A 25,655-nucleotide genomic window follows, 5' to 3' on the forward strand; every position below is an offset into this window, starting at 1 on the left:
AACGGGGCGGATCCTCCGTCGGCGGGCCGTCCACTACCGTCACCGTCTCTCCATCTCTGTCCGGCTGCTGTCGTCGCATCGGTCTTCATGCTCCACTGCGCCGCCCGCGGCTCCGTAGGGGCGAAGGTCCCGGCGTCGGCGGCCGTCGGTCAGCCGAGGGCGCGGCTGAGGGGGGACGGCGCCGGCGGGGGAGGGGCGAGGCGCACGCGCACGTCCACGGCCGCCGTGCCGCGCGGCGTGACGATCACCGGGTTGAGGTCCAGCTCGGCGATCTCGGGGTTGTCGGCGACCAGCCGGGACACCCGTGCCAGCTGGTCCTCCAGGGCGGGCACGGCGGCGGGCGGGCGGCCCCGGTAGCCCGACAGCAGCGGGGCGCAGCGCAGCGAGCGGATCATCTCGCCCGCCTCGCCGTCGAGCAGCGGCGCCGCGCGGAACACCCGGTCGCCGAGCAGGTCGGCGGCGATCCCGCCCATGCCGACCATGACCAGCGGGCCGAACCTCGGGTCCTCCAGCGCGCCGATGATGATCTCGACTCCCGCGCCCGCCATGCGCTGGACCACGGCGCCGGTCATCGCGTCGCCGAGGGCGGCGGCCATGTCCCGGTAGGCGTCCCGGACCTGCTCGGCCGTCCGCAGGTCCAGCCGCACGCCGCCGACGTCGCTCTTGTGGACCAGGGCGGGGCCGGTGGCCTTGAGCGCGACCGGCAGGCCGGTCAGCGCGGCGGCCTCGACGGCGCCCTCCGGCCCGTCCACGCTGATCGTCTCGGCCATGGCGATGCCGTAGTGCCCCAGCAGCCGGTGCGCCGTCTCCGGGTCCAGCCAGCGGCCCGACGGCGTGAAGCGCAGCTCCGCCTCGATGAGCGAACGCGCCCGTCCCGGCCGTATGCCGGGCGGCCCGGCCGCCGGGGACGCGGGCCGGCCGCGCCACTCGGCCTGGTCCACCGCGTGCCGCAGCGCCGTGACCGCCTGCTCGGGGTAGGCGTACGCGGGGACCTGGACGGCGCCGTCGTCGATCAGGGAGTCCTCGCCGACGACGCAGGCCAGCACCGGTTTGTCCGCGCCGTGCGCCGCCGCGGCGATCGCCGCCTTGGAGGCCGCGGCGCCGGAACCGAACGGCGGGGTGTAGACGGCGATGACCGCGTCGACGCCCGGGTCGGCCAGCACCGTCCGCAACGCCTCGGTGAGCTGCGCCGCGCCGCCGTCGGCGGTCAGGTCCACCGGGTTGGCGACGGCCGCCGACGGGCCCAGGGCCCGGCGCAGCGCGCTGCGGGTCGCCTCGGCCAGCTCGGGCACCTCGAGACCGCACGCCGCGCAGGCGTCGGCGGCCAGCACGCCCGGCCCGCCGGAGTTGCCCACCACGGCCACGCGCCGGCCGCCCGGCAGCGGCTGGCAGGCCAGCAGGCGGGCGGTGTCCAGCAGGTCCCGGACCGTCTCGACGCGCACGACCCCGGCGCGGCGCAGCAGCGAGTCCACCGCGATGTCGGAGGTGGCCGCGGCGGCGGTGTGTGACCGGACGGCACGGCCGCCCGCGTCGGACCGGCCGCTCTTGAGCACCACGACGGGCTTGCGGGCCCCGACCCGGCGCGCCAGCGCGGCGAACTTGCGCGGGTTTCCGAACGACTCCAGATACAGCGCGACGACCGAGGTGTCGGGGTCGTCCTCCCAGTACTGCAGCAGGTCGTTGCCGCTGATGTCGGCCTTGTTGCCGGCCGACACGAAGCTGGACACCCCCAGCCCCGTCGCGCCGGCCTGCTCCAGCAGCGCCGAGCCGACCGCACCGGACTGCGACATCACCGCCAGCCGCCCGCGCGCCGGGATGGCGGGCAGGAAGCTGGCGTTCAGGCCCTCGGCGGTGTTGACGATGCCCAGGCAGTTGGGCCCGACCAGGCGCATGCCCGCGTCGCGGCAGATCGCCAGCAGCTCGGCCTCCCGCCGGGCGCCCTCGGCGCCCGTCTCGGCGAACCCGGCCGACACCACGACCAGCGCCTGCACCCCGTGCTCGGCGCAGTGGCGGGCCACCTTGGGCACCGCCTCGGCGGGCGTCGCCACGACCGCCAGGCACACCCCGCCGGGGACGGCCGACACGGTGGGGAACGCGGGAAGCCCGAGGATCTCGTCGGTGTGCGGGTTGACCGGGTAGATCGCCCCGGAGTAGCCGCCGTCCAGCAGGTTGCGCAGGATCCGGTGGCCCACGGTCCGCGGGTCGCGGCTCGCGCCGATCACCGCCACCGACCACGGCCGCAGCACCCGCTTCAGCGACGCCACCCCGGCGGTGTGCTCGCGGGCCTCGATCGCGGTGACGAGCTCGCCGGTGCACGCCAGGGGGAAGCCGATGTCGTACTCGTGGTCGCCGAACCGCCGCCGCACCCGGAACCCGGCCGTGGCCAGCAGCTCCATCATCGCCCGGTTCTCCCACAGCACGGTCGCGGTGAACTCGGCGATCCCCCGGGCGTCCGCCTCGATCGCCAGCTGCTCCAGCAGCAGCGTGCCCAGGCCGCGCCCGTGCATCCGGTCGTCGACCAGGACCCCGATCTCCGCGCGGCCGCCGTCGTCGGGGATCATCTCCGCCAGCCCCATCGCCTGCCCGCCCATGAAGGCCACCAGGGCGTGCCCCGGCCACCCGTCGCCGGTGACCCGGTCGACGTAGGCGTGCGGGGTGCGCAGGCCGCCGGTGAAGAAACGCAAGTAGGCCGACTGCTCGGACAGCCGGTCCACCAGGGCGTGCAGCGCCGCGCCGTCCGACCGCGCCAGCGGCCGGATGTGGACCATCGAGCCGTCGCGCAGCAGCGCGTGCTCACCCGCGTCGGTCATGGGAGCCGACATCATCTGCCTCCAGGGGCACGAAGGCGGCCCGAGCCTCCCCGGACCGCGAGCCATTGCGGCCTTCACGACATCACCCGGAGGGAACAGGGCGGCAGGGGCGAAGGTCCCCGAGGAGGAGAGGGAGGTCCCCCGGAGGGGGGACCGGCTCGCCCGAGGGGGCCGGCTCCTCATGCGGCACCCACCGGCGGTCGCTCGCGGGGCGCTTGGGATCCGGGTCATCCGTCTTGGCGACGATGGGTCTTGCGGCCGCTGTGGCCGTCTCATCCCGTCCCGGTCCCGGCGGTTCCTCTGCGCCGTCGGTGGGTGTCACTCACATACTGCCCCCCTCCCTCCGGGGGGACGACCGCCATTGGCCCCGCGACGCCGGGACCAACGTCCCGGCCTGCCCGCACGCGTCCGGTGGCGTGCGGAGGTCCCCCTCACCTCGGGCCTTTCGCCTCTGGGGCGGGTCTCGGACACGGGGATGCGATGGGACGAGGACGTACGGAACCGGGAGGCGCCATGAGCAGGGGCTCGTACGTGCTCGTCGGCTATGACGGGACCAAGCAGAGCGCATACGCGGTGGGGTGGGCGGCGACGGAGGCCCGGCTGCGGCGGCTGCCGCTGACCGTCGTGCACTCCTGGCGCTGGCCGTACCCCATCAGCCACATCGACTACGAGGGCGCGGCGATCGTCAAGCGCATGGGCGAGCACGTCCTGGACCACGGCGTGGCCCTGGCCGAGCGCTCCGCGCCCGGGGTGCGGATCCACGGGCGTCTCACGGACGGACCGGCGTACGCGGCGCTGCTGGCGGCGGGCGACGACGCCGAGGTGATCGTCATCGGCTCGCACGAGCAGGCCCGCCTGCCGGTGGCCTCGACGGCGCTCCAGCTCCCGGCCCGGGCGCGCTGCCCCGTGGTCGTCGTGCGCGCCCCCGCCACCGGTCACCGGCGCGTGGTCGCCGGGGTCGACGGCTCGGCGGGCGGCGACGCGGCCCTGGACTTCGCGTTCGAGCAGGCGGCCCTGCGCGGCTGGAGCCTGCTGGCGGTGTACGGCTGCTGGGAGCCGGGCGCGGTGCCGCGCGAGGAGCTGGACATGTTCCACGACGACGAGAAGCTCAAGCGGGTCTGCGGTGCCCGGCTGGAACGGGCCGTGGCCCCCTACCGGGTGCGCCACCCGCAGGTCGACGCGTGGACGTCGCTGGTCCTCGACCCGCCCCGCGAGGCCCTGTTCGACGCGGCCGACAACGCCGATCTCGTCGTGGTCGGCAACCGGGGCCGGGGAACCGTCGACCCGCTGCTGCTGGGTGCCACCAGCAGCGCCCTGCTGCAGCACGCGCCGTGCTCGGTCGCCATCGTCCAGCCCACCCACGCCGAGACAGGCGAGACCCGCGAGGGATGACCGGCGATGCCGGAAGTGATGACGACCGCGCACTTGGGCCGCTGCACGACCGTCGAGGACACCACCGACCTGACCGGCGACCACGCCGAGCGGTGGCAGCAGTGGGACTCGTGCGCCCTGCGGGCCGAGCAGGCCCGGGCCGGGCGGGCACGAGGAGACGAGGAGGTGGCCGCGCCATGACCGGAGTGACGATCGAGCAGCTGGCGGGCCAGGCCGTCTTCGCCGGGATGGACGGCGTCGATCTGGCCCGGCTCGCGCCCGCCGCGCGCCCGGTCACCGTTCCCGCCGGCCGGCGGCTGTTCGACGAGGGCGGCACGGCGGACCGGTTCTGGATCATCCAGGACGGCACCGTCGCCCTGGACCTGCACCTGCCGGACCGGGGAACGATGATCGTCGAGACGCTCGGCCGCGGCGCGATCGTCGGCTGGTCCTGGCTGTTCCCGCCCTACCGGTGGCGGTTCGGGGCGGTGGCGACGCGGCCGGTGCGGGCCCTGGAGTTCGACGCCCGGCTGGTGCGCTTCATCTGGGCGCTGGACCCGCGGCTGGCGCACGAGCTGACCCGGCGGTTCGCCGAGGTGGTCGTGGACCGGCTGCAGGCGACCCGGATCCGCCTGCTGGACCTGTACGCGGACGCGGCGGAGACCCGATGGCGCCCATGACGCCCGCGGCGTACCGGATGCCCGAAGCGCTGCGCGTGCTCGCCATCGAGGGAGCCGAGTTCGGCTGACGCTCCCGGTCGCCGGCGCCGTGGCGCCACGCGGATCGGATCGTCTCCCTCCTGGCCCGCCGCCAGACGCCTCAGGCGGGCGGTCCGCCTCGCGGTGGGGGACGGTCGACGTAGCGCGGGACGTACCACCGGGTGCGTTCGCCGCCGGCCGGGGCGGGCAGCGCCACACGAGCGGGTTCAACCGGCGTAGCGGCGGTCCAGCTGCTCCCACGCCCTGTCCCACGACGCGGCGCGACGGCGGTCGCACGCGCGCCGGGTCAGCGTGTACGCGAGCGCCAGGGGCGCGCCCACGCCCATGACGGCGTAGCAGGCGGCCAGCGCCGCGTTCACCACGACCTGCTCTCGCCGCAGCGGCTGGCCGACGAGGTCTCCGGAGGCGTTCACCCAGATGCGCCGGGTGCCGTCCTTGCCGGCGGACGGCCAGGCCGGGATCTCCCCGGTACGGGCCGTTCCGTCCGGTGCGCGCCAGCGCGCCCACACCGTGGACGGCGACTGGTCGCCGGTGACCGCCACGGCGCCCGCCGGACGCCGCGTGATCGTCGCGACGGCCGGGTACCGGCCGACCTTCTGGGCGGCCTCGTCGCGCAGGCCCGTCCGGTAGGAGTGGCCCGCCGCCCAGACCGCCAGCGGCGCCGCCAGTGCCAGGAACACGACGACGAGCGCGACGCCGACGGCGCGTTGCGCGCGGTCGACGGGACGCCGCAGGTCGCTGTGGCCGAATCCGAGCCTCCGGACGAGCCCGCGGACGAGCGGGCGCACCCGGGCGAGTGGACGCGGCCGGGCGCTCGCGCGCGCCGGATGTGATCGCCGCATGGCTCCTCCCTCGGTTCCCACCGACGCTAGAAGCCGGCGGCACGGGCCGGGAGGGGCTTTGTGCCCTGCCCCGGCGGACCGAAAGGCTTCTTTCCACGGAGGCCGGGCAGTCTTCGCCCCGGTCGCGGGGGCCGGGGCCGGCCTGGCGCCGGCACGCTCCCCCGCGGCCGTCGCGACCGCTACGTGGACTTCTCGCCCGGATAGAGGTGTTCGACGTACACGCCGCCCGGATGCAGGGGGAGGCGGCGGCCGGACACGTGGCGGATCGCGATGCGCACGTAGTCGGGCTTGGGATCCGGCGCCCACGGCGCCAGCCGCAGGGACTCCAGCCGGCGCAGCTCGTCGGCGTCGGTGATGATCGTGGCGGGGCCCTCGGCCACGACGCTCCAGCCCGTCTTCAGGGCCGGCTCCACGTCGTCGGCCTCGAAGGTGATGGGACGTCCCGCCGCGACGGCGGCGAGCTTGGCGCCCGCGGCGCTGCGGAAGACGACGGTGTCGCCGTCCAGCACGAAGTTCACCGGCAGCACCGTCACCCGGCCCCGGTCGTCTGCCCAGGCGACCCGGCCGATCGGGACGCCGCCCAGCAGGACCAGGCAGGTCTCGCGGTCCAGCACCTGGATCGGCTCCTGTCCGCCGGGCATCGTCAGAAGTCCTCGATCATGGACTGTTCGGCCGGGCGGCGCACGCTCGCCCGCGCGGCCTCGGCCCTGCCGAGCCGCAGCAGCATCTGCGGGTGCCGGCCGCGGCAGAACCGGCCGCGGACCAGCGCGCGCAGCTCCGGGATCTCCAGGGCCTGCGTGTGGAAGGCGGCCGAGACGTCCTCCTGCGCCCCGCGCAGCAGGACCCGTTGCAGCGCCTGCCCGGCCCGCAGCCAGTCGCCCGGCGCGTCCCCGGACGTAGTGATCAGCATCACCAGGCCCGTCACCTGCTCCTGCGCGCTCCCCGCGCCGGGGCCGGGGGCCGCCCCCCAGCCCTGGCCGCGGGAGAAGTCGCGCCCGGGGAAGTAGGGCTCGGTGCGCCGCTCCCGCCGCGGATAGGCCTCCTCGTGCACGCCCTCCGGACGCGAGGTGCCCGGGCGGGGCGCCCAGCGGGCCGACTCGCGCAGGTAGGACGCGTCGAGCTGCTGCAGGTGCTCGGCCGCCTCCGTCAGCGCGGCCAGGGCGCGCAGGGCGTGCGGGTCCTCGACGACCAGCAGCCCGGCGCCCTCCCGCTGCGCCTCCAGCCGCATCTTCGCCTGCAGGGCGGGGGAGACGCCGGGACCGGGCACGAAGCCGCCGCGGTGGGTGCGCCGCCGCCGGATCTGGTCGTACAGCCGCCGGTCGTCGTCGTTCTCGGCGATCCGGGCGCCGAGGATGACGTCGGCGAGCAGGTTGGGACGGTCCGGGTCCGGCAGGAGGCGCACCTCCGGTTCGTATCCGAGCCACCGGACCGCGACCCGCAGGCTGAGCAGGGCCGCGCCGCAGCTGATCACCATCTCCCGGCCGGTGGGGTCGGCGACGCCGAGCCGCCGGTCCGGATCGGCGCGCAACGTGATGCGGGATCCGCGGTGGCTGAAGCTCCAGGGCTGGGTGTTGTGCACCGACGGGGCCCAGACCGCGGCTTCGACCGCCCGCCGCACGTCCTCCGCCGGCGTCTCGGAGACGTTCCGGACCCGCGGCCACCTCGGTTCCATGCTGACTCCTCGTGCCGACTACAGGCCCAGTACATCGGCCGCCGCCCTTCGCAATAAGGGGCGAACGACTCATTTCGGGTGCCGTACGTCCCGGCGCCGCCATGTTTCGGATGTCCGCAGCGGCCACGCCTGGCGTAAGGAAAGGAAGTGGTAGGTCATGTACAACACTCCCCCCATCGGCGGCGCCGCCGCGGCCTCGCCGTGGCTCGGCGTCCAGGCCCTGTGGCTGGGGCTCGCCGTCTTCACCCTGGTGTCGGCGGGAATGGCCGTGAAGCGCGTGCTGCCCAGCCGGAAGGGCTGACGGCACGTCGTGCCCGGGTGCCCGCCATGGCCGCGGGCGACCCGCCGTAGGAGAGCCGGGGTCCTCACGCCCCGGCTCTCGTCGTCGGCGCATCATGAAGCGGTGGACCGCTTCCGGGTGATGGGCGTGGACGCGTGCCGGACGGGCTGGATCGGCGTCGTCCTGACCGGCGGCGCGCCGATCGCCTGCCACGCCACGGAGATCGGCGACCTGGCCGCCACCGCCGCCCGTGACGCACCGCTCGACGTCATCGCCGTCGACATCCCCATCGGCCTGGCGGACACGGGCCGGCGCCGCGCCGACGAGCTCGCCCGCGAGGCCGCCGGGCCCCGGTGGGCGTCGGTGTTCATGACACCGGTCAGAACCGCGTTGCGCGCCGCCGACTACGCCACCGCCGCCAGGGAGAGCCGGCGGATCTGCGGCACCGGCATCTCCGCCCAGTCCTACGCGCTCAGAAGCAAGATCCTGCAGGTCGACCGGTGGATCCGCCGGGCCGGGACGCGGGTCGTCGAGGCGCACCCCGAGGTGTGCTTCGCCGAGATGGCCGCGCTGTCGGGCGGCCCCCTCACCGCGGGCAAGAAGTCATGGGCCGGGATGCGGCAGCGCGCCGCGCTCCTGGCCCGTCAGGGCATCGACCTTCCGGCCGACCTCGGCGAACCCGGCGCCCTGGCCGGGGCCGACGACGTTCTGGACGCCGCGGCCGCCGCGTGGACGGCCCGCCGGGTGGCCCGGGGGGAGGCCAGGTCCCTGCCCGACCCGCCCCAGGTCTTCTCCGACGGCCTGCCGTGCGCGATCTGGGTCTGAACCGCCGCCGGCCCCGGCGCCGGGACGCCGGGGCCGGCCCGCTCGGCGGTCAGTGGCAGTCCCAGTGGCCCTCGTGGGCGGCGTGGCGATGCCCGTCGTGCAGGTAGTCCACGTGGTCGTCGTGCGGGACGGCGACGTGTCCGCAGCCGGGCCCGTGCTGGTGCTCGTGCTCCTTGTGGGCCATGTGCCCCTTCGGCGCGCACTCGTCGACGTGATCCTCGTGCAGGACGTGGAAGTGCCCGTCGTGCAGGAAGTCGACATGGTCGTCGTGCGGGACGGCCACATGCCCACATCCCTCGCCGTGGACGTGCGAGTGCTCGCGGTGGGTGCGATGCCCGGTGGCAGCCGTCATGGCCGATCTCCTCGTTGAGCAGGTGTTCCGGCATCCGAAACGGTCGACACCCCGGGTCCTACCCGCCACGGCGGCGGAGGCACGTTTCCGAACGAAGCGGGCGTGCCCGCCGTTCCCGCCCCGGGGTGAGATGCCGGAGTTTGGGGGTAGGGGGTGCGGACGCGACCGTATGGCTAGGGGGAAGCCATGACAGGCGATACGGCGGGCGCACGGCCCGGCAACTCCGTGACCTTCGTGGGCAACGCCACCACCATCATCCGCTGCGGCGGTTTCACGCTGCTGACCGACCCGAACTTCCTGCGCCGGGGCGAGCGCGCCCACCTCGGCTACGGCATCACCACCACGCGGCTGCGCGACCCGGCCCTGACGGTGGACGAGCTGCCCGACCTCGACGGCGTGGTGCTGTCGCACCTGCACGAGGACCACTGGGACAGGGTGGCCGAGCGGAACCTGGAGCGGAACCTGCCCATCCTCACCACCGGCGCCGCCGCGCGCACCCTGCGCGCCCGCGGATTCGGCCAGGCGATCGGGCTGCGCACCTGGCAGCCGCACGAACTGGTCAAGGGCGACCGGATGGTGCGCGTCACCGCCATGCCGGGCCGGCACGCGCCCGGTCAGCTGCGGCGCCTGCTGCCGCCGGTGATGGGCTCGCTGCTGGAGTTCGGCCCCCGCGGCGGCCCGCCCGACCTGCGGCTCTACATCAGCGGCGACACGCTGATGTACGACGGGATCGCCGAGATCGGGCGGCGCTATCCGGACATCGACGTCGGCATCGTGCACCTGGGCGGGACCCGGCTGATGGGGCTGCTGACGGTGACCATGGACGGGCGGCAGGGCGCCGAGTGGCTGGAGACGGTGCGGTGCGCCACCGCGATCCCCGTTCACTACGACGACTACACCGTCATGAAGTCGCCCCTGTCGGACTTCGAGCGCGAGGTCGAACGGCGCGGTCTCGAAGGAAGGGTGCGCTACCTGCGCCGTGGCGAGCAGTTCCAGCTCGTCCCCGCGCACCACTAGCGCTCCGTCACAACTTCGTGGCGAGTCGCGCGGGGCTCGTCCCGGCGGGGATGCGGGCGTCCGGCCCCCGCCATTCCAGGAGCAGCACGCTGGCGTCGTCGTCGAGCCGGCCGGCGTGATGGTCCAGGATGCTGCGGATGAGACGGCGCAGCGTCTCCGGGACGGGCAGCCCGTCGGCGTTGCGGCGGATGATGAAGTCGACGAAGCGGTGCAGGCCGAACTCCTGTCCGCGGCTGTTGCGGGCCTCGACGATGCCGTCGGTGTAGAGCAGGATGCGGTCGCCGGGTTCCAGCTGTTCCTGGCACAGCGCGGCGTCGCTGCCCAGCCCCGTGCCCAGCGGGGCGGTCGGCGGGCAGTCCAGGGTGGTGACCCAGCGGCCGTTGCGGATCACCACCGGCGCCGGGTGGCCGTGATTGGTCCACGACAGCAGGCCGGTGCGCGAGTCGAGCTCGGCGAGCAGCGCGGTGACGTAGCTGGTGGCGGCGAACTGCCGTTCCAGGATCTTCTCGATCGCGTCGCCGGTCCCCAGCAGGTCGGCGCCCTGCAGGCGGCTGTTGCGGCAGGTCGCCACGGCCAGGTTGGAGGTCAGCCCCGAGGTGGTGTTGTGGCCCATCGCGTCGAAGATGGCCAGGTGGACGATGTCGCCCGCCAGGCCGTAGTCGAAGGCGTCCCCGCCGAGCTGGTAGGCCGGTTCCAGGAGCGCGCCGATCACCACCCGGTCGTTGGCGAAGGTTCGCGGCGGCATCAGCCGCCACTGCATCTCGGCGGAGACCGTCATGGGCTGGCTGCGCATCAGTTTCGCGTAGGTGTCGCTGAGCGGCCGCTTGCTGACGACGATCAGCCCCACCAGGCCCGCGAGGCGCCACAGAAAGGGCATGACGTCCCGGTCCCCGGGGGGCACGACGATCTTCAGGACGCCCAGCCGTTCGATGCCGTCCAGTATCGGCACCCACCACACGGTGCCGCCGTCGTCGGCCGTGGGGCCCTGAACGCCGGCGACGTTCTGGAACGCCCGTCCTGCCAGGGTCCCTTCGACGCGGATCTCGCCCGGCGCGCACCTGGCGTGCGGCAGCTCCTCCTCGTCGCGTCCCCTCAGCAGGCGCAGCACGCTCTGCTGGATGTCGACGAGGTAGATGAGCGCGTCCCGGTAGCCGGCCCGCCCGGCGATGTCGGCCACCACCACCGGGATCTGCTGCATCGAGATGGCATGGCTGCTGTCGAGCAGCTCGCCGAGCAGTTGGTTGTCCCGGTCAAACTCCATCGGTCTCAGTCCCCCGGACGGGCGGCCGCGGCTGGGCGCGGAACCCGCCTCGGTCCCTACATTCCCGGCATTCACCACGCCATGCGGCCGCTCACGGCCGGTGTCCCGCCCGGACCGGACGCCGCGCGCGGTCCCCGGTCACCGGCGGGGGAGGGCGTCGACCCGGTCGGTCGGCCTGTCCAGCGCCCGCAGCACGGCGCGAAGCTCCTGGCGCTCGGCGGCGGTGATCGGCGCGTCGCACAGGCAGAGGGCCGTGACCAGGTGGTCGACGGCCTTGTCCCAGCGTTCGCCGGCCGCGGCCCGCGTGACCTGCCGCAGGGCCGCGGGGCCGAGCCGGTCGCGGTAGCGGTCGGGCAGGCGCCGTAAGGTCTGCTCCAGCCGGCGCCGTCCCACCGCCGGTACCGTCGCCGGTTCCACGGGGTCGGCGGCCAGCGCCATGGCCAGCGCCCTGGGCGCCCCCATGGTCGGACGCGAGGTGTCGCCGTACAGCGGGGGGTCGTCGTGGGCGGTCAGCCCGAGGAGCCGTAGGAAGTCCTCCATCACGCCCATCGCACACCTCGCGCTCCCCTTGGCCGCGGTGCGGCTTCCTGACCACCTCGACACACGCATCGTAATCAAATCGTTGCAGTACGTCATCATGGGGCCACCGTGCGCGCAGCTCCCAGAGTCTGAACCCGGCTGATCCCGGCGTCAGGCGAGCACGTGCCCGGCGGGGGCGGGGAGCAGCACCGAGCGGTAGACGTCCAGGACGCGGGCGCCGAGGTGCTCCCACGTGTAGCCGCGTACGAGCTCGTGGGCGGCGCCGGCCAGTTCCCGCGACAACACGGGATCGTCCAGCAGCTCGCGGAGCGCGGCGGCCAGGGCGGCCGGTGCGTGCGGTGGGACGAGCAGGCCGGTGCGGCGGTGCCGCACCAGCTCGGGAACACCGCCGACATGGCTGGCCACGACGGGAACGCGGCAGTGCATCGCCTCCAGCAGCACCGTGCCGAGTTCCTCGTAACGGGACGGGTAGGCCAGCAGGTCCACGTCGTCGAGCACGCTCGGGACGTCCTCGTGCGGAACGAAGCCGGTGAAATGGGTTCGGCCGGCGATGCCCAGACGCTGGGCCGAGCGCCGCAGCCGCGCCCGTTCGGGGCCGTCGCCCACGATCACCAGATGCGCCGGGTGGGCCATCCCCAGCGACGCGAAGGCGCGCAGGAGCGTCTCGACGTCCTTCTGCGGGTGCAGCCTGCCCACGTAGGCGACGCGTGGACGCGGGATGTGCGCGGGAAGGACCGGCCGCCTCGGCCCGGTCGTGAACTCGCGGCCGATGCCGGACGGTATGACATGCACGTGGGCGGAGGGCATGTCACGGCGGAGACGGTGGGTCAGGACGATGACCGCGTCCGCCCTGGCGCTGCCGTACCGCTCCAGGAGGCCGCCGGCCGTCTTCAGCACCAGCGAGCGCGGCCCGCCCACCCTGAGCGTGCGGCGAAGGCTGCAGTGGATCGTCAGCACCAGGGGCGCGTCGGCGAGCGCGGCCGCGTGCATCGCCAGCGGCACGATCGCCAGGTCCTCGCCGAGGTGCGCGTGGACCAGGTCGACGCCCCGGGTCAGCGTCGCCGCCTGCCACCAGGCGGGCAGCCAGAAGAACTGGCGGCAGCGCGGGACCGGCACGCCGAACCTGACCACCGTCCCGTGGCGCCCGAACGGCGCGGTGGCGGGCGCGGTCGGCGGCCTGCTCGTCACCACGGTCTGGCGCACGCCGAGTTCGTCCAGGACGCGGCTCAGCTGGGCGGTGTGGTTCTGCATCCCCCCGGCGGGGTCGAAACGCACCCCGCGTCCCGACAACGCCGTCACCGGAGCCTCGAACACCGAGCACAGACGCAGTACCCGCATGGCCCCCGTTCCTCCGCACCCTGCCGTTCGCGCGCCGTCGGGCCTGGCCGTTCCTTCACCGAAACCCCAGGTCAGCCGGGATGTTCCACGACATTTGAGGCCGAAACGTCCGGTGTGCGAGCCGCACTCACATGCCCGCCCCTGTCCAGCGCGCTCCCCGGGGCCACGTTCCGGCGACCCGATCAAGGACCTGCTCTCACACAGAGTTAGCGACGCGGACTCGGCGCCGTCTGCTCGCCGTTGCGTGGGCGGTTATGCGGGGGTGATCAGGCCGTAGTGGCCGTCGTAGCGGTGGTAGAGCACGTTGCCCCGCCCGGTGGCGGTGTCGAGGAAGAACAACCACGGCATCCCGGACGTCTCCAGCCGCTCGGTCGCCTCCAGAAGGCTCAGCCGGGGCGCCGGGTGGGCGCTGATCGTCAGCGGGACCGCGAGCGGGGCGCGCCGGCTCCGCCGCGGCGCCACCTGGGCCAGCCGGTAACCCCCTTCGGCACGGTAGATGACGCTGTCCTGGCCGGTCTCGACGTCGGCGAACAGCAGGAAGCCGTAGTCCAGCGTCTCCAGGTCGAAGGCCGCCTCGTCGGGGGTCTCGGTGGCCAGCGTGAACGACTTGTGCCGCACCAGCTCGCGATCCTCCAGCGGACGCGGATACCAGGCCGGGCGGTGCGTCCGCTCGGCGCCGTGCCGCCACTCGCGGGGGTCCGGCGCCGGCCGGCCGCCGCGGCGGTACTCCGCGTGCCGGCCGATCCGCTCCAGCCGGGCCAGCAGCCGGTCGTGCAGCCGGTCGATGGCCTCGCGCATCGTCTCCGCCGTCACCTGCACCCGCACCGGGCGGCCGTTGACGTCCAGGTTGGCCTGCGCGACGGCCGGGCGGTCCACCGCCGGGTCCGGCGCCATGGTCAGTTTCGCGCGGGCGAACAGCACCGGCTCGGGCGCGTGCCCGAACACCGCGGCCACCTTGGCGCGCGCGTAGTCGGCGGAGCCTTCCGGCACCGCTCCCCGGTGTTCCACGGCCACCTCGGGGGCGACCTGGGTCGTCGGCCGATTCATGACGTTCCCCTCTCACCGCGATCCGGCGCGCGCCTTGCTCGCTTCCAGCCTTGGCCCACCGGACCCGCCCGGACAGTGGCCGAAGGTCACCGCCCGGAGGGACGTCCGGCCGTCGGCCACCTTGAGGGGACGATCTCCGGCACGGCCGCCACGCGCGAAAGGCGGCCCGGGCGCCGGGTTCCGAGCGCCCGGGCCGCGCCTTCACACGAGGTCGGACCGGCCGTGGGAGACGGAAAGGACGGGCCGGGGGCTGCAGCGGTGCAGCGGGACGACGGGGGAGCGGTCCCGCTGCGCCGGCAGCCGGAGGATCGACTGGGTGAGCCGCGCGGTCTCGTCGTCGGCGTCCGCCGGATCGGCCATCGCCTGCAGCCGCCGGATGACGACGCCCTCCCGCAGCGCCCACGGGCAGATCTCGAGCTGCTCGATGTCGAAGATGGTCATGACGGCCTCGGCGACGATCGCGCCGGCCAGGATCTGCGGAGCCCGCGCCCTGGAGATGCCGGGCAGCTTCGCCCGGCCCGCGTAGTCGGTGCGGGCCAGGACCGGGATCTGCGCGCGCAGCCGCTCGCGGTCCAGCACCCGGCGCGCGTAGGGGCCGGCCTTGTGCTTGGGCGCCCCGGTCAGCCGGGCCAGCTGGGTGAACGTCCTGGAGGTGGCGAGCGGCCGCATCGGCTGCGGATCGTCCCGCCGCGCGGCCAGTCGCGCGGCCAGCTCCCCGGTGGCCTCGGTGAGGCGCCGCCGGACGAGCCGCCGCAGCCGCCGCACCCGTTTGGGCGACGGCGGGTCGCCCGGCAGGTGCTCGCGCGTGAGCCGTCCGGCGCCCAGGGGAAGCGACAGCGCGGTCGTCGGCTCCTGCCCGTCACCGTGGGCGATCTCCAGCGAGCCGCCGCCGATGTCGGCCAGCAGCAGCCCCCCGGCCGACCAGCCGTACCAGGCGCGCGCGGCCAGGAACGTCAGCCGGGCCTCGTCCCGGCCGGTCAGGAAGCCCAGCCGCAGCCCGGTCGACGCGGTGACCCGCGCGACGATCTCGTCCCGGTTGGCGGCGTCGCGCACCGCCGAGGTGGCGAACGCGATCAGCTCGTCGACGTCGTGCCGCGCGGCGGCGCCGATCGACCCCCTGATCGCCTCCGTCAGCCGGCCGATCGCGGCGGGCTCGACCGTGCCGTCCGCGCCGGTCGCCTCGGCCAGCCGCGTCGGGTGCTTCACCGTCGCCACCGTGCGGTGCGGCCGTCCCACGTCCACCTCGACGACCTTGAGATGGGCAGAGTTGGATCCCACGTCCAGAACACCGAGTCGCATGTGGCGCGCTTTACCCGGGGGAGCGCTTTCCTATCCGTACACGGCATCTGACCAGCGACGTAACCTCGACCGGCTCCGGCCGAAACCGACATGACCTCGAACGGTGACCGCGCCCGCCGAACGCTATTTCAGCCGGGCCAGGAGCTGGTCGGGACGCGCCACCGTCACCGTCGCCGTCGGATGGCGTATCAGGTGCAGGGGGTCGATCGCCGGTACCGGGGTGCGGAAGCGGACGCACACGCCCCCATCGCGGTTGGTGGCGAAGGTGATGCCGCGATCGGCGAGCGAAAGATGCGCCGGGCCGGCGGTCTTCAGGAAGGCGTAGGGCCCGGAGACCTCCTCCGCCTCGGCGACGTTGTCCAGGTTCGTGGTGAGACGCCACGGCCCGAACCGGATCTCCAGCGCGACCTCCGTCACGATGACGCACGCGGACGACGACGTGACGCCGAACGGCAGCGCCGCCACCCGGTACGCCGAGCTGAACCGGAAGGGGAAGACTTGGCGTTCCGTGGTCATCGGCTCGTTCCTCCTCCGGGGGCCCGCCGTCGCGCGGCCAGCGCGGCCCTGGTCAGTTCCTCCATGCGCCGGCAGGCCCGCCTGTGGTACCTGACCTGCGTGGTGCGGCCGAAGAGCACGAAGCCGAGGCGCACGATGGGGTTCGCGATGGGCGCCATCTGGGAGAAGGCGTGGATGTGGAACTCCACCTCACCGGTGTCCAGCCACTTGCGCACCTCGTGATCCATCTGGCCGCGTTCGAGATGCCCCTGGAGCGTCCGGTAGTTCCACCCCCACACTCGTGCCCGGCGCCCGTCCTGCTCGACGACTCCGTCGACGACCGCCCCGATTCGTACCCCGAGGTAGAACCGCAATCCGTAGAACCGGCCCTCGAGCAGCATGTCCTGGCCCGCCGCGGGACGGCCGCCGCCGTAGGCGTGCCGGATGAAGGCCGGATCGGCGAACTCGTAGTCCCGTACGAGGCGACGGGCGATCTCCCAGCTTCCGTCGGGCAGCGGCGGGCCGGGCGGCTCGGCGGGCAGGGGCTGCCGGTAGTCGTCGATGTGCCAGCCGGAGTCCGCGTCGCCGCCGGGTTCCTCCCGCGGATCGAAATTGATCGGCCGATGCCGCAGCTCGGCGTGCAGCCGCCGCAGTCGTCGCTGAACCCGCGTGTTCTCGCCCATGACATCGAGCTTCTCCGCCTGGCGGTGTGTGACGCTCAGAGTGTGACGTCGTCGGCGGGGCCGGCGACCTGGCGGACGGCGGCGTAGGCGGGGCCCCGTATCTGCTGCAGCGCCCCGGCCGGCGGCAGCCCTGGAATCTGGTGCCGGGCCGGGGCGAAACGCATCGGTGCGCTGTCGTCGCTGCGCGCCGGACCGGTGAGCAGCAGCTCGCCGAACCTCTCCCACGAGCCGAACTCGGTCGCGATGACCAGGTCCAGCGGCAAGGGGCTCTCGCCGACGGCCCCGGCGAGCGCGGCGTCGCCGGCCGGGACGATACAGGGCCGCCGCGCGACCGCGCCCAGGAAGACGCGGCGGTCACCGGCCGCGTACGGCAACAGGGAACCGTAGAAGGCCGGACTCCACCTGATCGCCGGCCGTGGCAGGTGGCGGCCGAGCAGGCCGTGCCCGGCGGTGACCAGGAGCAGCTCGGCGACGGCCGGCTCGCCGTCCGGCGAACCCCCGCCGGACCCCGGCGAGACGTCCGCGGGTTGCATCCACCGCAGCGCCAGCCCCAGCACGTCCGGCAGCGGGGGAGGCAGCCCCACCGACCTGGACAGCCGCGCCACCCCCCGCAGCTCGGCCGCGTCGTCCAGGAAGGAGACGCCCCAGGGCCGGGAGGTGCCGTGCAGGAGCAGGGTGGCGTCGCACACCAGCCCCTTGGGGTGCAGAGGCCGCCCGCCGCGCAGCCGCGCCGCCGTGGTGAACAACCGCGTGAAAGCGGTCGTGGCGACCTGGGTCAGGTGCTGTGCGTGCAGCCTGCTGTCTCCGGCGACCTCGGCCCGCTCGGTGTGGACTTCCACCTCGCCGGTCACCCGGCCGCCGGCCATCTCCGCGACGCGCGAGCAGAAATGGGTCCACATGTGAAGCTGCATCTCCTTCGCGATGCGCAGCCTGTCGTACAGCACGTCCGCCAGGCGGCTACCGCTGCGCGCCCATGACTCGATGGTGAAGACCACGTCGCCGTCCCGGGTGTTCACCGCCCGGAACTCGATCTCTCCCGCCTCGATGTGACCTTCCAGGGTCGCGAAGCGGAATGACCGCGGCTCGCGTTCCACCACGCGCACCGGACAGTTCCACGGGCCCGGCATGTGCACGTCGTACTCGTCGCCGAGGTCCAGGCACCGCGAGTCGCCCGACGTCTTGTCGAAGACGGCGAACTCCACCGGTGACGCGGCGTTGATGTCGGCGCACAAACGGCCGATCAGCTCTTCGGCGCTCAGCGGGCTGCCGGTGATCCGGACGGTGTAGCGCCGCTGGAAGGCCGGCCCGGCGCCCTGCCGCGGATGCTGCAGCCGGTCTCCGCCACGTTCCGGGATCTGCTCGATCTCGGCCACCACACTGGTGCGGAGCCGCCGCCGCGCCACCCCACGGGAACCGCGCAGCCACCGCCACGCGGCCAGGCCGATCCCCACGGGCCAGCGCACCATCCGCACACGCTGCCGCCAACGAACTCGCACGGCGCCCCCCGATGATCGTCTGCCCGTCGTCGCGCCCGCCCCCGGACGCGACAGCCGTGCCCGCCATGAGTACCCCAGGCGCCCACCCCCAACCCGCCCCGGACCCGGGAGCAGCTGATCGACGGCACGCGACGCCCGAAGCGGCAGCGGCCCTGCGCCGAGATCTACGGCCTGTTCCGGCGCCGCCAGAAAGGGGCCCGCGACGGGGCAGGCCGGCGTCGCCGGTGGGCGCGAGGGTGCGTGAGGGTTTACCGGCTCGCCTTGAGCAGGCGCCTGATCGTCCCTGCGGTGCGCGTTGTGGCCGGGACGCCCAGCCTCGCCTCCAGCTCCGCGGTGGGGTTGCCGACCCGTGATCCGGTCTTGCGGATGACGCCCAACGCGACGCCCTGGGAGAACTCGATGATGTCGACGTCGCCGCGGCGGTTCGTCCAGGGAACCGGAGCCCCGAAGTCGTGGTCGCCGTCGAAGAAGGTGAACGTCTCCCGGTAGGTGCGCTCGTCCGTGGAACCGGCGAACGGGTTCCGGTCGAGAATCGTCTCCAGGTGGTCGACGGGACGCACGATCGCGGCATCCTTGTAGCCGCTGACCGCCGTCAGGCGCGGCGCCGCCCGGTCGACCACTTCACGAGGGTCCTCGTCGCCGACCTTGACCAGTACCGTCCCGTTCGTCTGGAACGACCGTACGAAGGACGCTCCGGCCTCGCGCAGTGCGTCCTCCAGCGCCGCCCGGTCAGGGCTGTTCTGATGGCCCAGGTTCATGTTGCGGTAGAAGACGACGAAGACTGTTGACATGCGCAGAGTGTCGCAGATCCGCGGTGACCATCACGGACGGTCGCACACCACCCGGTGCGCCTCGATACGTCGGCCTGGAACCCGGCAGCCGGGGTCCAGGCCGACGTGAGGCGGTCAGCGGGTGAGGTGGTCAGTCCGTCTTCCGCTGCGCTGAGCCCCAGCCCTGGAGGCCGGCGCCGTAGGGGTAGAGCGGGTTCCCGTAGCCGGTGGGGACGGGACGTCCGGCGTCGATGTGGGAGCGGATCTCGGCGCGCTGCGCCGGAGTGGCGCCCAGGTCGTACGGGATGGTCCAGTCCTCGACGGCGTCGGCGGGGACGTCCGCGCCGCCCGGTGTGAGGATCTGGTCGAGGGAGCGGGGCATCTGCCAGGGCAGCCGTCCGCTGGGGGCGTAGTCGCCGAACAGCAGGGCGGCGGTCGCCGGGCCGACCTCCTCGCCGCCGCGGTAGGTCAGCACGATGGCGTCGGCCAGGTCGTGCCATTCGGTGATGACGGTGGGCCGGGGCAGGGTCATGACCACCACGACGGGGACGCCCTGGTCGTGGAACCGGCGGATGATCGCGAGTTGTTCGGGTGGCAGCTGGGGTTTCTCCTTCACCCAGGCGGTGGCGTGCGTGTAGCTGGGCTCCCCGACGGCCACGACGGCCAGTTCGGGGTCGGTCGCGGTGTCCTGGTGGACGGTGACGCCGGCGGCCGCGGCCCGGGCTCTGACCGCCTGCAGCAGGGTCTGGGAGCCGTGTTCGGCGTGGAAGAAGCTGGTCCAGATGCAGCAGGCGCCGCCGTCGGTGGCGGTGGGTCCGGCCACCACGATGTCGTCGCCGGGCCGGAGCCTGACGGGCAGGACGCCGTTGTTCCTGAGCAGGGTGTTGGACTCCCGCGCGGCCCGCTCGGCCAGGGCGGCATAGGACGGCTGGTGGAACCGGAAGGGTCCGTTCACCGGGTCCCCGTACGGACGCTCGAAGATCCCGAGCTGGAACTTCAGCCGCAGGATCCGGGTGACCGCGTCGTCGATGCGGGCCATGGGGACGTCGGCCAGGAACCGGGACATGGTGAACCCCTCGGCGCCGGGGTCGGCGCCGCCCATCACGTCCGAGCCGGCGTTGGCGGCCTTCGTCCAGACGCCCGAGGGCAGCCAGTCCGTGGTGATCAGGCCCGTGTAGCCCAGGTTGTTCCGGAGGTAGTCGAGGATGGGCTTGCTGTCTCCCGCGCCCGATCCGCCGGGATCGAGGTACTTGCTGCCGGCGTACCCCGGCATGATGTTGACGGTGCCCGCCTCGATCGCCGCCCTGAACGGGATCATGTGGTACTTGATGGTCACCTCGTCGTAGGTGATCTGGGCCTCGCCGCCGGCGCCCTCGCCGGGCCAGTGCTTGACCGTGGCCAGGACGGAGTTCGGGTTCAGTTCCGGCCCGCCCTGCAGGCCCGTCACCAGTGCCCGGACCTGGGCCGCGGCGACCTGGGCGTCCTCGCCGTTGCCCTCCTGGATCCGCGGGTAGATCACCTTGGTGCCGACCTCGGCGAGCGGTCCGAGCACGCCGCGGGTGCCGACCTCCAGCTGCTCGCGCCGCTGCATGTCGCCCAGTTCGCGGTCGAGCGGATAGTTCCTGGCGGCGGCCAGCGTGCTCTGCAGCGGGTAGGTGGTCTGGTACCCGGCGATGGTGTCGCCCGCGGAGACCGGCGGGATGCCGAGGCGGGTTCCGGCCGAGCCGAGCAGCACGTTGTGCAGGTCGCCGGGCTGCGCGGGCCCGAAGTGCCATCCCGACCGCGGGTACTGCTGGGCGCCGTAGAACATCTGGTACGCCTTCTCCTCCGGCGTCATCCGGCCGAGCAGGTCGCTCACCCGGGCCTCCACCGGCCGCCGCCAGTCCTCGTACGGCTCGATCGTCCCGTTGCGGTTGAGGTCGCGGGCGCCGCCGACGATCGGGACGCCGTCGTCGACCCGCTCGATCTCCGGGAGGTAGACGCTGAAGGTGCGGACGGCCGAGGTGGTCCGGCCCCCGGACCCGTCCACGGCGACCACGAACCACCGGTACGTCCAGCGGTCGGAGATGTCCCAGGTGGGGGTGTAGCCGGTGGCGGTCGTCTCGGCGACCTTGGTGTAGAGGTCGAGCAGGCTGCCGGACGCGGTGAAGTCGTAGTCGGCCCGGCTGACGTTGATCCACACCTCGTAGCGGACGGTCCCCGGCACGGCCGACCACGACAGGGCGGGCCGCCGCGTGTCGGTGATCATCGCCCGGTCGGGCGGGGCGGACAGCGCGAACTGGCCGGTGGTCCCCGGTGCCCTGGTGGGTCTGGACAGCAACGGCGGGGTGTCGGCGGTGGTGTCGAGGGTGCCGTGGACCTGGAACTCCCACAGCGAGTAGCCGTAGCCGGTCGCGCGGGCCGTCCCGGTGAACCGGACGTAGCGGCCCTTGCCCGAGACCGTCAGGTTCTCGACGCCGCCCTTTCCGGCGGTGGTGCTGTGGAGGGTCCTCCAGGTGGAGTCGTCGTCCGAGACCTCGACCCGGTAGCCGGTGGCGTAGGCCGCCTCCCAGTTCAGGGTCAGGCCGGTGATCGTGCCGATGCCGCCGAGGTCGACCTTCAGCCACTGGTCGTCGCCGGTGAGGCTGGCCCACCGGGTGGTGGTGCGCCCGTCCAGGGCCGCGGCGGGCGCGTTGCCGCCCTCCCAGGACGAGGCCGACACCTTCTTGAACGCGGAGATCGGCGTTCCCGAGGGGACGGCGGTGTCGGCGGTGTGGACGGCCATTTCCCACAGCGAGTAGCCGTAGCCGGTGCCGCGCGCGGTGCCGTACATGCGCAGGTAGCGGCCGGTGCCGGTGACATCGAGGGTCTGGGTGCCGCCGGTTCCCGTGCCGGTGGTGTAGATGGGCGTCCAGTTCGACCCGTCGGTGGAGGTCTGGAGCTGGAAGGCCCGCGCGTGGGCGGCCTCCCAGGTGAGCACGACCCTGCAGATCGACTTCGTCGCGCCGAGGTCGACCTGCAGCCACTGCGGGTCGGAGAAGGCGCTGGACCAGCGGGTGCCGCCGTCGCCGTCGACGGCGGCCGAGGCGGGGAAGGCGCCGTTCTCGACGGACGAGGCGGTCGCCGGACGGTTCAGGGCCGCGTTGGCGGTGCCGCAGGCGGCGGCCGCCGCCGGACGGGCGGTGACGCTCACGGCGCAGGCGGCCAGCAGCGACAGCGCGCCCAGTGTCACGGACAGGGCGCGGGGACGGTGTTTCATGGGCGTTCCTCCAGGGAGCGGGGAACCTGGCCTGCGGGGCCCGGCGGCGGCGCCCGCCGGGCCCGGCAGGGGCGCTGTCACGGGTAGGAGACGACCACGGACGGGGTCGTGGAGGTGCCCGACGTCGGCGCGCCGGTGTCGTTGATGACGTGGTTGTACTGGCCGTTGCCGCCCAGCGACACCACCAGCGCGTGGTGGAACCTGATGCCGGGCTTGACGGGGGTCTGGAAGCCGTGGTGCTGCCGGATCGTCGGGTCGACGTTGTAGTAGCAGTACGAGCCGACGCCCCACGCCTCGTGGGTGTTCACCGAGTCGGCGACCCGGTAGGCGGCGTAGCCCTGGATGGAGCCGTTCTGGATCGCCGCCTGGTTGGGCGCGTCGTACGCCTTCTCGTTCTGGAAGAAGATCGTCCGGCCGCGCTCGCCGAACCACTGCACGTCGTACTTGTTGAAGTGCTCGACGAACAGGCCGGTGGCCAGCACGTCGTCGCCGTTGACGACCAGGCCGTAGTCGGCCCGGTTGGTCTCCCAGCCGACGCCGGCGCCGTGGTCGGCGCGCCAGATCCAGGTGTGGTCGATGATCACGTCGTCGCTGTTGACGACCATGCTGGTGGTGGCCCGGCCGGGCCCGGCGCCGCCGATGCGGATGAACACGTCCTGCAGGGTCGTCGGGTCGGCGGCGTGGTCGGCGGCGGAGCCGGACGGGCCGACCTCGACGAGCGTGGCGGAGTTGGCGGGCCCGGCGTCCACCAGGAACCCGGCGAGCCGCACCCCGTTGACGTCGGCCACCTTCATCGCGGTAACGCCGTTGTCGGGGATGAGCGTCGCCAGCCCGAGGCCGAGCACGACGGTGCCCGCGCGGTTGACGTTGATGGGCTGGTCGAGGTGGTAGATGCCGGGGGTCAGCAGCAGGTGCAGGCCCTGGGCGAGGGCGGTGTTGATGCGCGCGGCGCTGTCTCCGGGCTTGGCCACGTAGAACTGGGTGAGCGGGAGGGAGGTGCCGGGGGTGGAGCCGCCTTCCCAGGTCGTGCCGCGGGCGTTGGTGCGCTTGGCGGGGACGAACACGCGGTAGTCGGCGCCGTCCAGGTAGATGTACGGCTTCTCGCGGCTGATCGGGGTGGTGTTCAGGTCCGTGTACGGCGGCTGGGGGAAGGTGTCGCCCGGGGAGCCCTGGACGCCGGAGAACACCATGTTCCACACGCCGTTGAGCCACCCGCCGATGGAGCTGTCGCGGGTGTACCACTGCTGCTGCGAGTACGGGCCGACGGTGCCGTCGATCTTGCTGTCGGCGATGTAGCCGCCGCTGGCCCAGCCGTATCCGGCGGGCGCCAGGTTGAGCCCGCCGCGCACGTGCATGCGGCGGAACGGCGCGGCCTGGGCGACGGCCCACCGGTTCGTGCCGTTGACGGGGGTGACCGACAGGTTCTCGGTCGAGCGCCAGAAGTTCTGGGTGGCGTTGCCGCCGAACCAGCCGGCGTCGACGGTGATGTCGCCGTTGATGGCCACGTCGTCGGGGTTGCGGCCGAGCCCGTGCACGGAGGTGTAGAAGCCGATCTGCGCGTTCAGCCCGCTGTAGCGGCCGGGCTTGAAGAAGATGGCGTGCCGTCCGGTGCCGAACTGCGCCGACTCCTGCTGCCGGAAGATCTGGTCGAGCTGGGACTGGACGGCCGAGGACGGCATCGACGGGTCGAAGACGTGCACGTTCGGGCCGAGGTCGCCCCCGCCGGTCGGCGGCGGCTCGTCGCCGTCCTCCACGTGGACGGCGAACTCCCACAGCGAGTACCCGTAGCCGGTGCCGCGTGCGGTGCCGTACATGCGGACGTACCGTCCCGAACCGGTGACGTTGTAGGCGGCGGTGCCGCCGGTGCCGCCGGTCACGGTCGCCAGGTCGGTCCAGGACGTGCCGTCGCGGGACGCCTGGATCCGGAAGTCCCTGCCGTAGGCGGCCTCCCAGCTCAGGTCCACCCGGCAGATGTTCCGGGCGGAGCCGAGATCGACCTGGACCCACTGGGGGTCGGAGAAGGCGCTGGACCAGCGGGTGCCGGAGTCGCCGTCGAAGGCCGCCGCGGCCGGGGTGCCCGCGTTCTCGGCGGACGAGGCGGTGGCCGGCCTGTTCAGGGCGGCGTTGCCGGACCCGCACGCGGCGGCGTGCGCGGGGGAGGCGGGGACGGTGAGCAGCGCCGCCAGTACTGCCAGGGCCGGCAGGGCGGTGCGGGCGGGGTGGGGTTTCATCACACTCCTCGTGGGGGGTGGCGGTGGGTGCGGATGATCTCGGCGTAGCGGTGGCCGCTGGCCTTGACGGTGCGCGCCTGGGTGGCGTAGTCGACGTGGACCAGCCCGAACCGCTTGTCCAGGCCGTCGGCCCATTCGAAGTTGTCCAGCAGCGACCAGGCGAAATAGCCCTTGACCGGTGCTCCGTCGCGGGCGGCGCGGGCGACGGCGGCCAGGTGGTCCTCCAGGTAGGCGATCCGGTCCCGGTCGTCGACCGAGCCGTCGGCGCCGACCTTGTCGTCCCAGGCCGAGCCGTTCTCGGTGACGTAGAGCCGGGCGGCGCCGTAGTCGCGGCTCAGCCGCAGCAGCAGCTCGGCGAGCCCGTCGGCGTGGACCTCCCAGCCCATCGCGGTGACCTGCGCGCCCGTCACCGGGAGCTGCCGGAAGTACGGGGCGGGCCCGGCCGGGTCGTCCGCGACGATCTGCCGGAAGTAGTAGTTGACCCCGTCGTACTCGACGGGGGCGGCGATGGTCTCCAGGTCGCCCGCCCGCACGGGCGGCTCGACGCCGTAGACCTCGATCATGTCGGCGGGGTAGCCGTGTCCGTGGGCCGGGTCGAGCCACCACCGGTTGATGTGGCCGTCCGCCCGGGTCGCGGCCTGGACGTCCTCGGCCCGGTCCGACGCCGGCTCGATCGGGCTGAGGTTGTTGACCAGCCCGATCGAGGGCGGCGCCGCCGCGTGGGCGCGCACCGCCGCGGCGCCGAGGCCGTGCGCGAGCAGCAGGTGGTGCGCGGCGTGGACGGCCTGGCGCAGGTCGCGCAGGCCCGGGGCGAAGCGCCCTTCCAGGTGCCCGATCCAGGCCGCGCACAGCGGTTCGTTGACGGTCGTCCAGTCGGTGACCCGGTCGCCGAGCCGGGCGGCGACGACGGCGGCGTAGTCGGCGAAGTGCGCGGCGGTGTCCCGGGCCGGCCAGCCGCCCCGCTCCTGCAGCGCCGACGGCAGGTCCCAGTGGTAGAGGGTGACGAACGGCCGGATGCCCGCGTCGAGCAGCGCGTCGACGAGACGGTCGTAGAAGTCCAGGCCCGGGCCGTTGACCGCGCCGGCGCCCTCCGGGACGACCCGGGGCCAGGCGACGGAGAACCGGTAGGCGTCCAGGCCGAGCCGCCGCATCAGCGCGACGTCCTCCCGCCAGTGGTGGTAGTGCTCGCAGGCGTCGTCGCCGGTGTCGCCGCCCGCGACGGCGCCGGGGACGCGGCAGAAGTCGTCCCAGATGGACGGCAGCCGGCCGTCGGCGGAGACCGCGCCCTCGATCTGGTAGGCGGAGGTGGCGGCACCGAAGAGGAAGTCGGCGGGAAGGTTCAAGGCAGTCTTCTCCCAGGGAGGCGGCG

23 protein-coding genes are annotated in these 25,655 nt (G+C 73.7%); 6 read left to right on the forward strand and 17 right to left on the reverse strand.

The features are described 5' to 3' along the window. Positions 1-149: 149 nt before the first annotated feature. Positions 150-2,810: a GNAT family N-acetyltransferase gene (locus ABZ801_RS15430; protein WP_360698016.1), complete on the reverse strand. Its 2,661-nt coding sequence runs from the start codon at positions 2,808-2,810 to the stop codon at positions 150-152. Positions 2,811-3,323: 513 nt separating this feature from the next. Between ABZ801_RS15430 and ABZ801_RS15435 the strand changes: the two genes are divergently transcribed. The 3 genes from ABZ801_RS15435 to ABZ801_RS15445 are packed head-to-tail and all read left to right on the forward strand — an operon-like array spanning position 3,324 to position 4,861. After that, positions 3,324-4,202 (forward strand): universal stress protein, encoded by an 879-nt coding sequence (locus tag ABZ801_RS15435; RefSeq protein WP_360698019.1) that lies wholly within the window; start codon positions 3,324-3,326, stop codon positions 4,200-4,202. A gap of 6 nt (positions 4,203-4,208) precedes the next feature. Beyond that, positions 4,209-4,382 (forward strand): hypothetical protein, encoded by a 174-nt coding sequence (locus ABZ801_RS15440; RefSeq protein ID WP_360698022.1) that lies wholly within the window; start codon positions 4,209-4,211, stop codon positions 4,380-4,382. Next, complete coding sequence (locus ABZ801_RS15445; protein ID WP_360698025.1) at positions 4,379-4,861, forward strand: cyclic nucleotide-binding domain-containing protein; 483 nt, start codon at positions 4,379-4,381, stop codon at positions 4,859-4,861. The genes ABZ801_RS15440 and ABZ801_RS15445 overlap by 4 nt, the downstream gene beginning before the upstream one ends. Before the next feature lie 245 nt (positions 4,862-5,106). On the opposite strand, the gene ABZ801_RS15450 is transcribed toward ABZ801_RS15445, so the two are convergent. The 3 genes from ABZ801_RS15450 to ABZ801_RS15460 all read right to left on the reverse strand — a co-directional run bounded on the left by ABZ801_RS15450 (position 5,107) and on the right by ABZ801_RS15460 (position 7,414). Next, entirely contained in the window at positions 5,107-5,742 is a 636-nt protein-coding gene (locus tag ABZ801_RS15450; protein WP_360698028.1) for a hypothetical protein, read from the reverse strand. A gap of 179 nt (positions 5,743-5,921) precedes the next feature. After that, positions 5,922-6,383: a pyridoxamine 5'-phosphate oxidase family protein gene (locus tag ABZ801_RS15455; protein ID WP_360698031.1), complete on the reverse strand. Its 462-nt coding sequence runs from the start codon at positions 6,381-6,383 to the stop codon at positions 5,922-5,924. Positions 6,384-6,385: 2 nt separating this feature from the next. Further along, entirely contained in the window at positions 6,386-7,414 is a 1,029-nt protein-coding gene (locus tag ABZ801_RS15460; RefSeq protein ID WP_360698034.1) for a hypothetical protein, read from the reverse strand. 157 nt (positions 7,415-7,571) lie between these two features. On the opposite strand from ABZ801_RS15460, the gene ABZ801_RS15465 reads away from it, so the two are divergent. Continuing rightward, the gene (locus ABZ801_RS15465) at positions 7,572-7,715 is read left to right on the forward strand and encodes a hypothetical protein (protein ID WP_360698037.1); all 144 of its coding nucleotides are present in this window, start codon (positions 7,572-7,574) and stop codon (positions 7,713-7,715) included. A 102-nt stretch (positions 7,716-7,817) separates the two neighbouring features. Further along, positions 7,818-8,519 carry a DUF429 domain-containing protein gene (locus ABZ801_RS15470; RefSeq protein ID WP_360698040.1) on the forward strand — a complete coding sequence of 234 codons (702 nt, stop codon included), beginning with the start codon at positions 7,818-7,820 and terminating at the stop codon, positions 8,517-8,519. A gap of 49 nt (positions 8,520-8,568) precedes the next feature. Here the strand turns inward: ABZ801_RS15470 and ABZ801_RS15475 are convergent, their stop codons facing one another. After that, a complete protein-coding gene (locus ABZ801_RS15475; RefSeq protein WP_344955091.1) occupies positions 8,569-8,871 on the reverse strand; it encodes a hypothetical protein in 303 nt (100 codons plus the stop codon). Positions 8,872-9,057: 186 nt separating this feature from the next. Between ABZ801_RS15475 and ABZ801_RS15480 the strand changes: the two genes are divergently transcribed. Continuing rightward, a complete protein-coding gene (locus tag ABZ801_RS15480; RefSeq protein ID WP_344955089.1) occupies positions 9,058-9,888 on the forward strand; it encodes an MBL fold metallo-hydrolase in 831 nt (276 codons plus the stop codon). Positions 9,889-9,895: 7 nt separating this feature from the next. Here ABZ801_RS15480 and ABZ801_RS15485 read toward each other — a convergent pair whose 3' ends face one another. From ABZ801_RS15485 to ABZ801_RS15540, 12 genes are all read right to left on the reverse strand, one after another. After that, positions 9,896-11,149 carry a PP2C family protein-serine/threonine phosphatase gene (locus tag ABZ801_RS15485; protein ID WP_344955087.1) on the reverse strand — a complete coding sequence of 418 codons (1,254 nt, stop codon included), beginning with the start codon at positions 11,147-11,149 and terminating at the stop codon, positions 9,896-9,898. A 138-nt stretch (positions 11,150-11,287) separates the two neighbouring features. Beyond that, complete coding sequence (locus tag ABZ801_RS15490; protein ID WP_344955085.1) at positions 11,288-11,698, reverse strand: hypothetical protein; 411 nt, start codon at positions 11,696-11,698, stop codon at positions 11,288-11,290. Between the two features lie 141 nt (positions 11,699-11,839). After that, positions 11,840-13,027 (reverse strand): glycosyltransferase family 4 protein, encoded by a 1,188-nt coding sequence (locus ABZ801_RS15495; protein ID WP_360698045.1) that lies wholly within the window; start codon positions 13,025-13,027, stop codon positions 11,840-11,842. A gap of 252 nt (positions 13,028-13,279) precedes the next feature. Next, positions 13,280-14,074 (reverse strand): sigma 54 modulation/S30EA ribosomal C-terminal domain-containing protein, encoded by a 795-nt coding sequence (locus ABZ801_RS15500; protein WP_344955081.1) that lies wholly within the window; start codon positions 14,072-14,074, stop codon positions 13,280-13,282. Between the two features lie 201 nt (positions 14,075-14,275). Beyond that, on the reverse strand, positions 14,276-15,373 hold the full coding sequence (locus tag ABZ801_RS15505) for a Ppx/GppA family phosphatase (protein WP_360698049.1): 1,098 nt from the start codon (positions 15,371-15,373) through the stop codon (positions 14,276-14,278). 123 nt (positions 15,374-15,496) lie between these two features. After that, complete coding sequence (locus tag ABZ801_RS15510; protein ID WP_344955077.1) at positions 15,497-15,889, reverse strand: hypothetical protein; 393 nt, start codon at positions 15,887-15,889, stop codon at positions 15,497-15,499. Then, the gene (locus ABZ801_RS15515; protein WP_360698052.1) at positions 15,886-16,551 is read right to left on the reverse strand and encodes a DUF1990 family protein; all 666 of its coding nucleotides are present in this window, start codon (positions 16,549-16,551) and stop codon (positions 15,886-15,888) included. Before ABZ801_RS15515 ends, ABZ801_RS15510 begins: the two co-directional genes overlap by 4 nt. A gap of 35 nt (positions 16,552-16,586) precedes the next feature. After that, the gene (locus ABZ801_RS15520) at positions 16,587-18,017 is read right to left on the reverse strand and encodes a DUF1990 family protein (protein ID WP_360698055.1); all 1,431 of its coding nucleotides are present in this window, start codon (positions 18,015-18,017) and stop codon (positions 16,587-16,589) included. 278 nt (positions 18,018-18,295) lie between these two features. Further along, the gene (locus ABZ801_RS15525) at positions 18,296-18,838 is read right to left on the reverse strand and encodes a DUF1697 domain-containing protein (protein WP_360698058.1); all 543 of its coding nucleotides are present in this window, start codon (positions 18,836-18,838) and stop codon (positions 18,296-18,298) included. 130 nt (positions 18,839-18,968) lie between these two features. Further along, positions 18,969-22,055, reverse strand: coding sequence for a discoidin domain-containing protein (locus ABZ801_RS15530; protein WP_360698061.1), 3,087 nt, complete (start codon positions 22,053-22,055; stop codon positions 18,969-18,971). Between the two features lie 77 nt (positions 22,056-22,132). After that, entirely contained in the window at positions 22,133-24,286 is a 2,154-nt protein-coding gene (locus tag ABZ801_RS15535) for a discoidin domain-containing protein (RefSeq protein WP_360698064.1), read from the reverse strand. After that, on the reverse strand, positions 24,286-25,629 hold the full coding sequence (locus tag ABZ801_RS15540) for a GH1 family beta-glucosidase (protein ID WP_344955065.1): 1,344 nt from the start codon (positions 25,627-25,629) through the stop codon (positions 24,286-24,288). The genes ABZ801_RS15535 and ABZ801_RS15540 overlap by 1 nt, the downstream gene beginning before the upstream one ends. Positions 25,630-25,655 lie beyond the last annotated feature (26 nt).

Origin of the sequence: Actinomadura sp. NPDC047616, assembly GCF_040642915.1 — a bacterium.
GTDB classification, from domain to species: Bacteria; Actinomycetota; Actinomycetes; order Streptosporangiales; family Streptosporangiaceae; genus Spirillospora; species Spirillospora miaoliensis.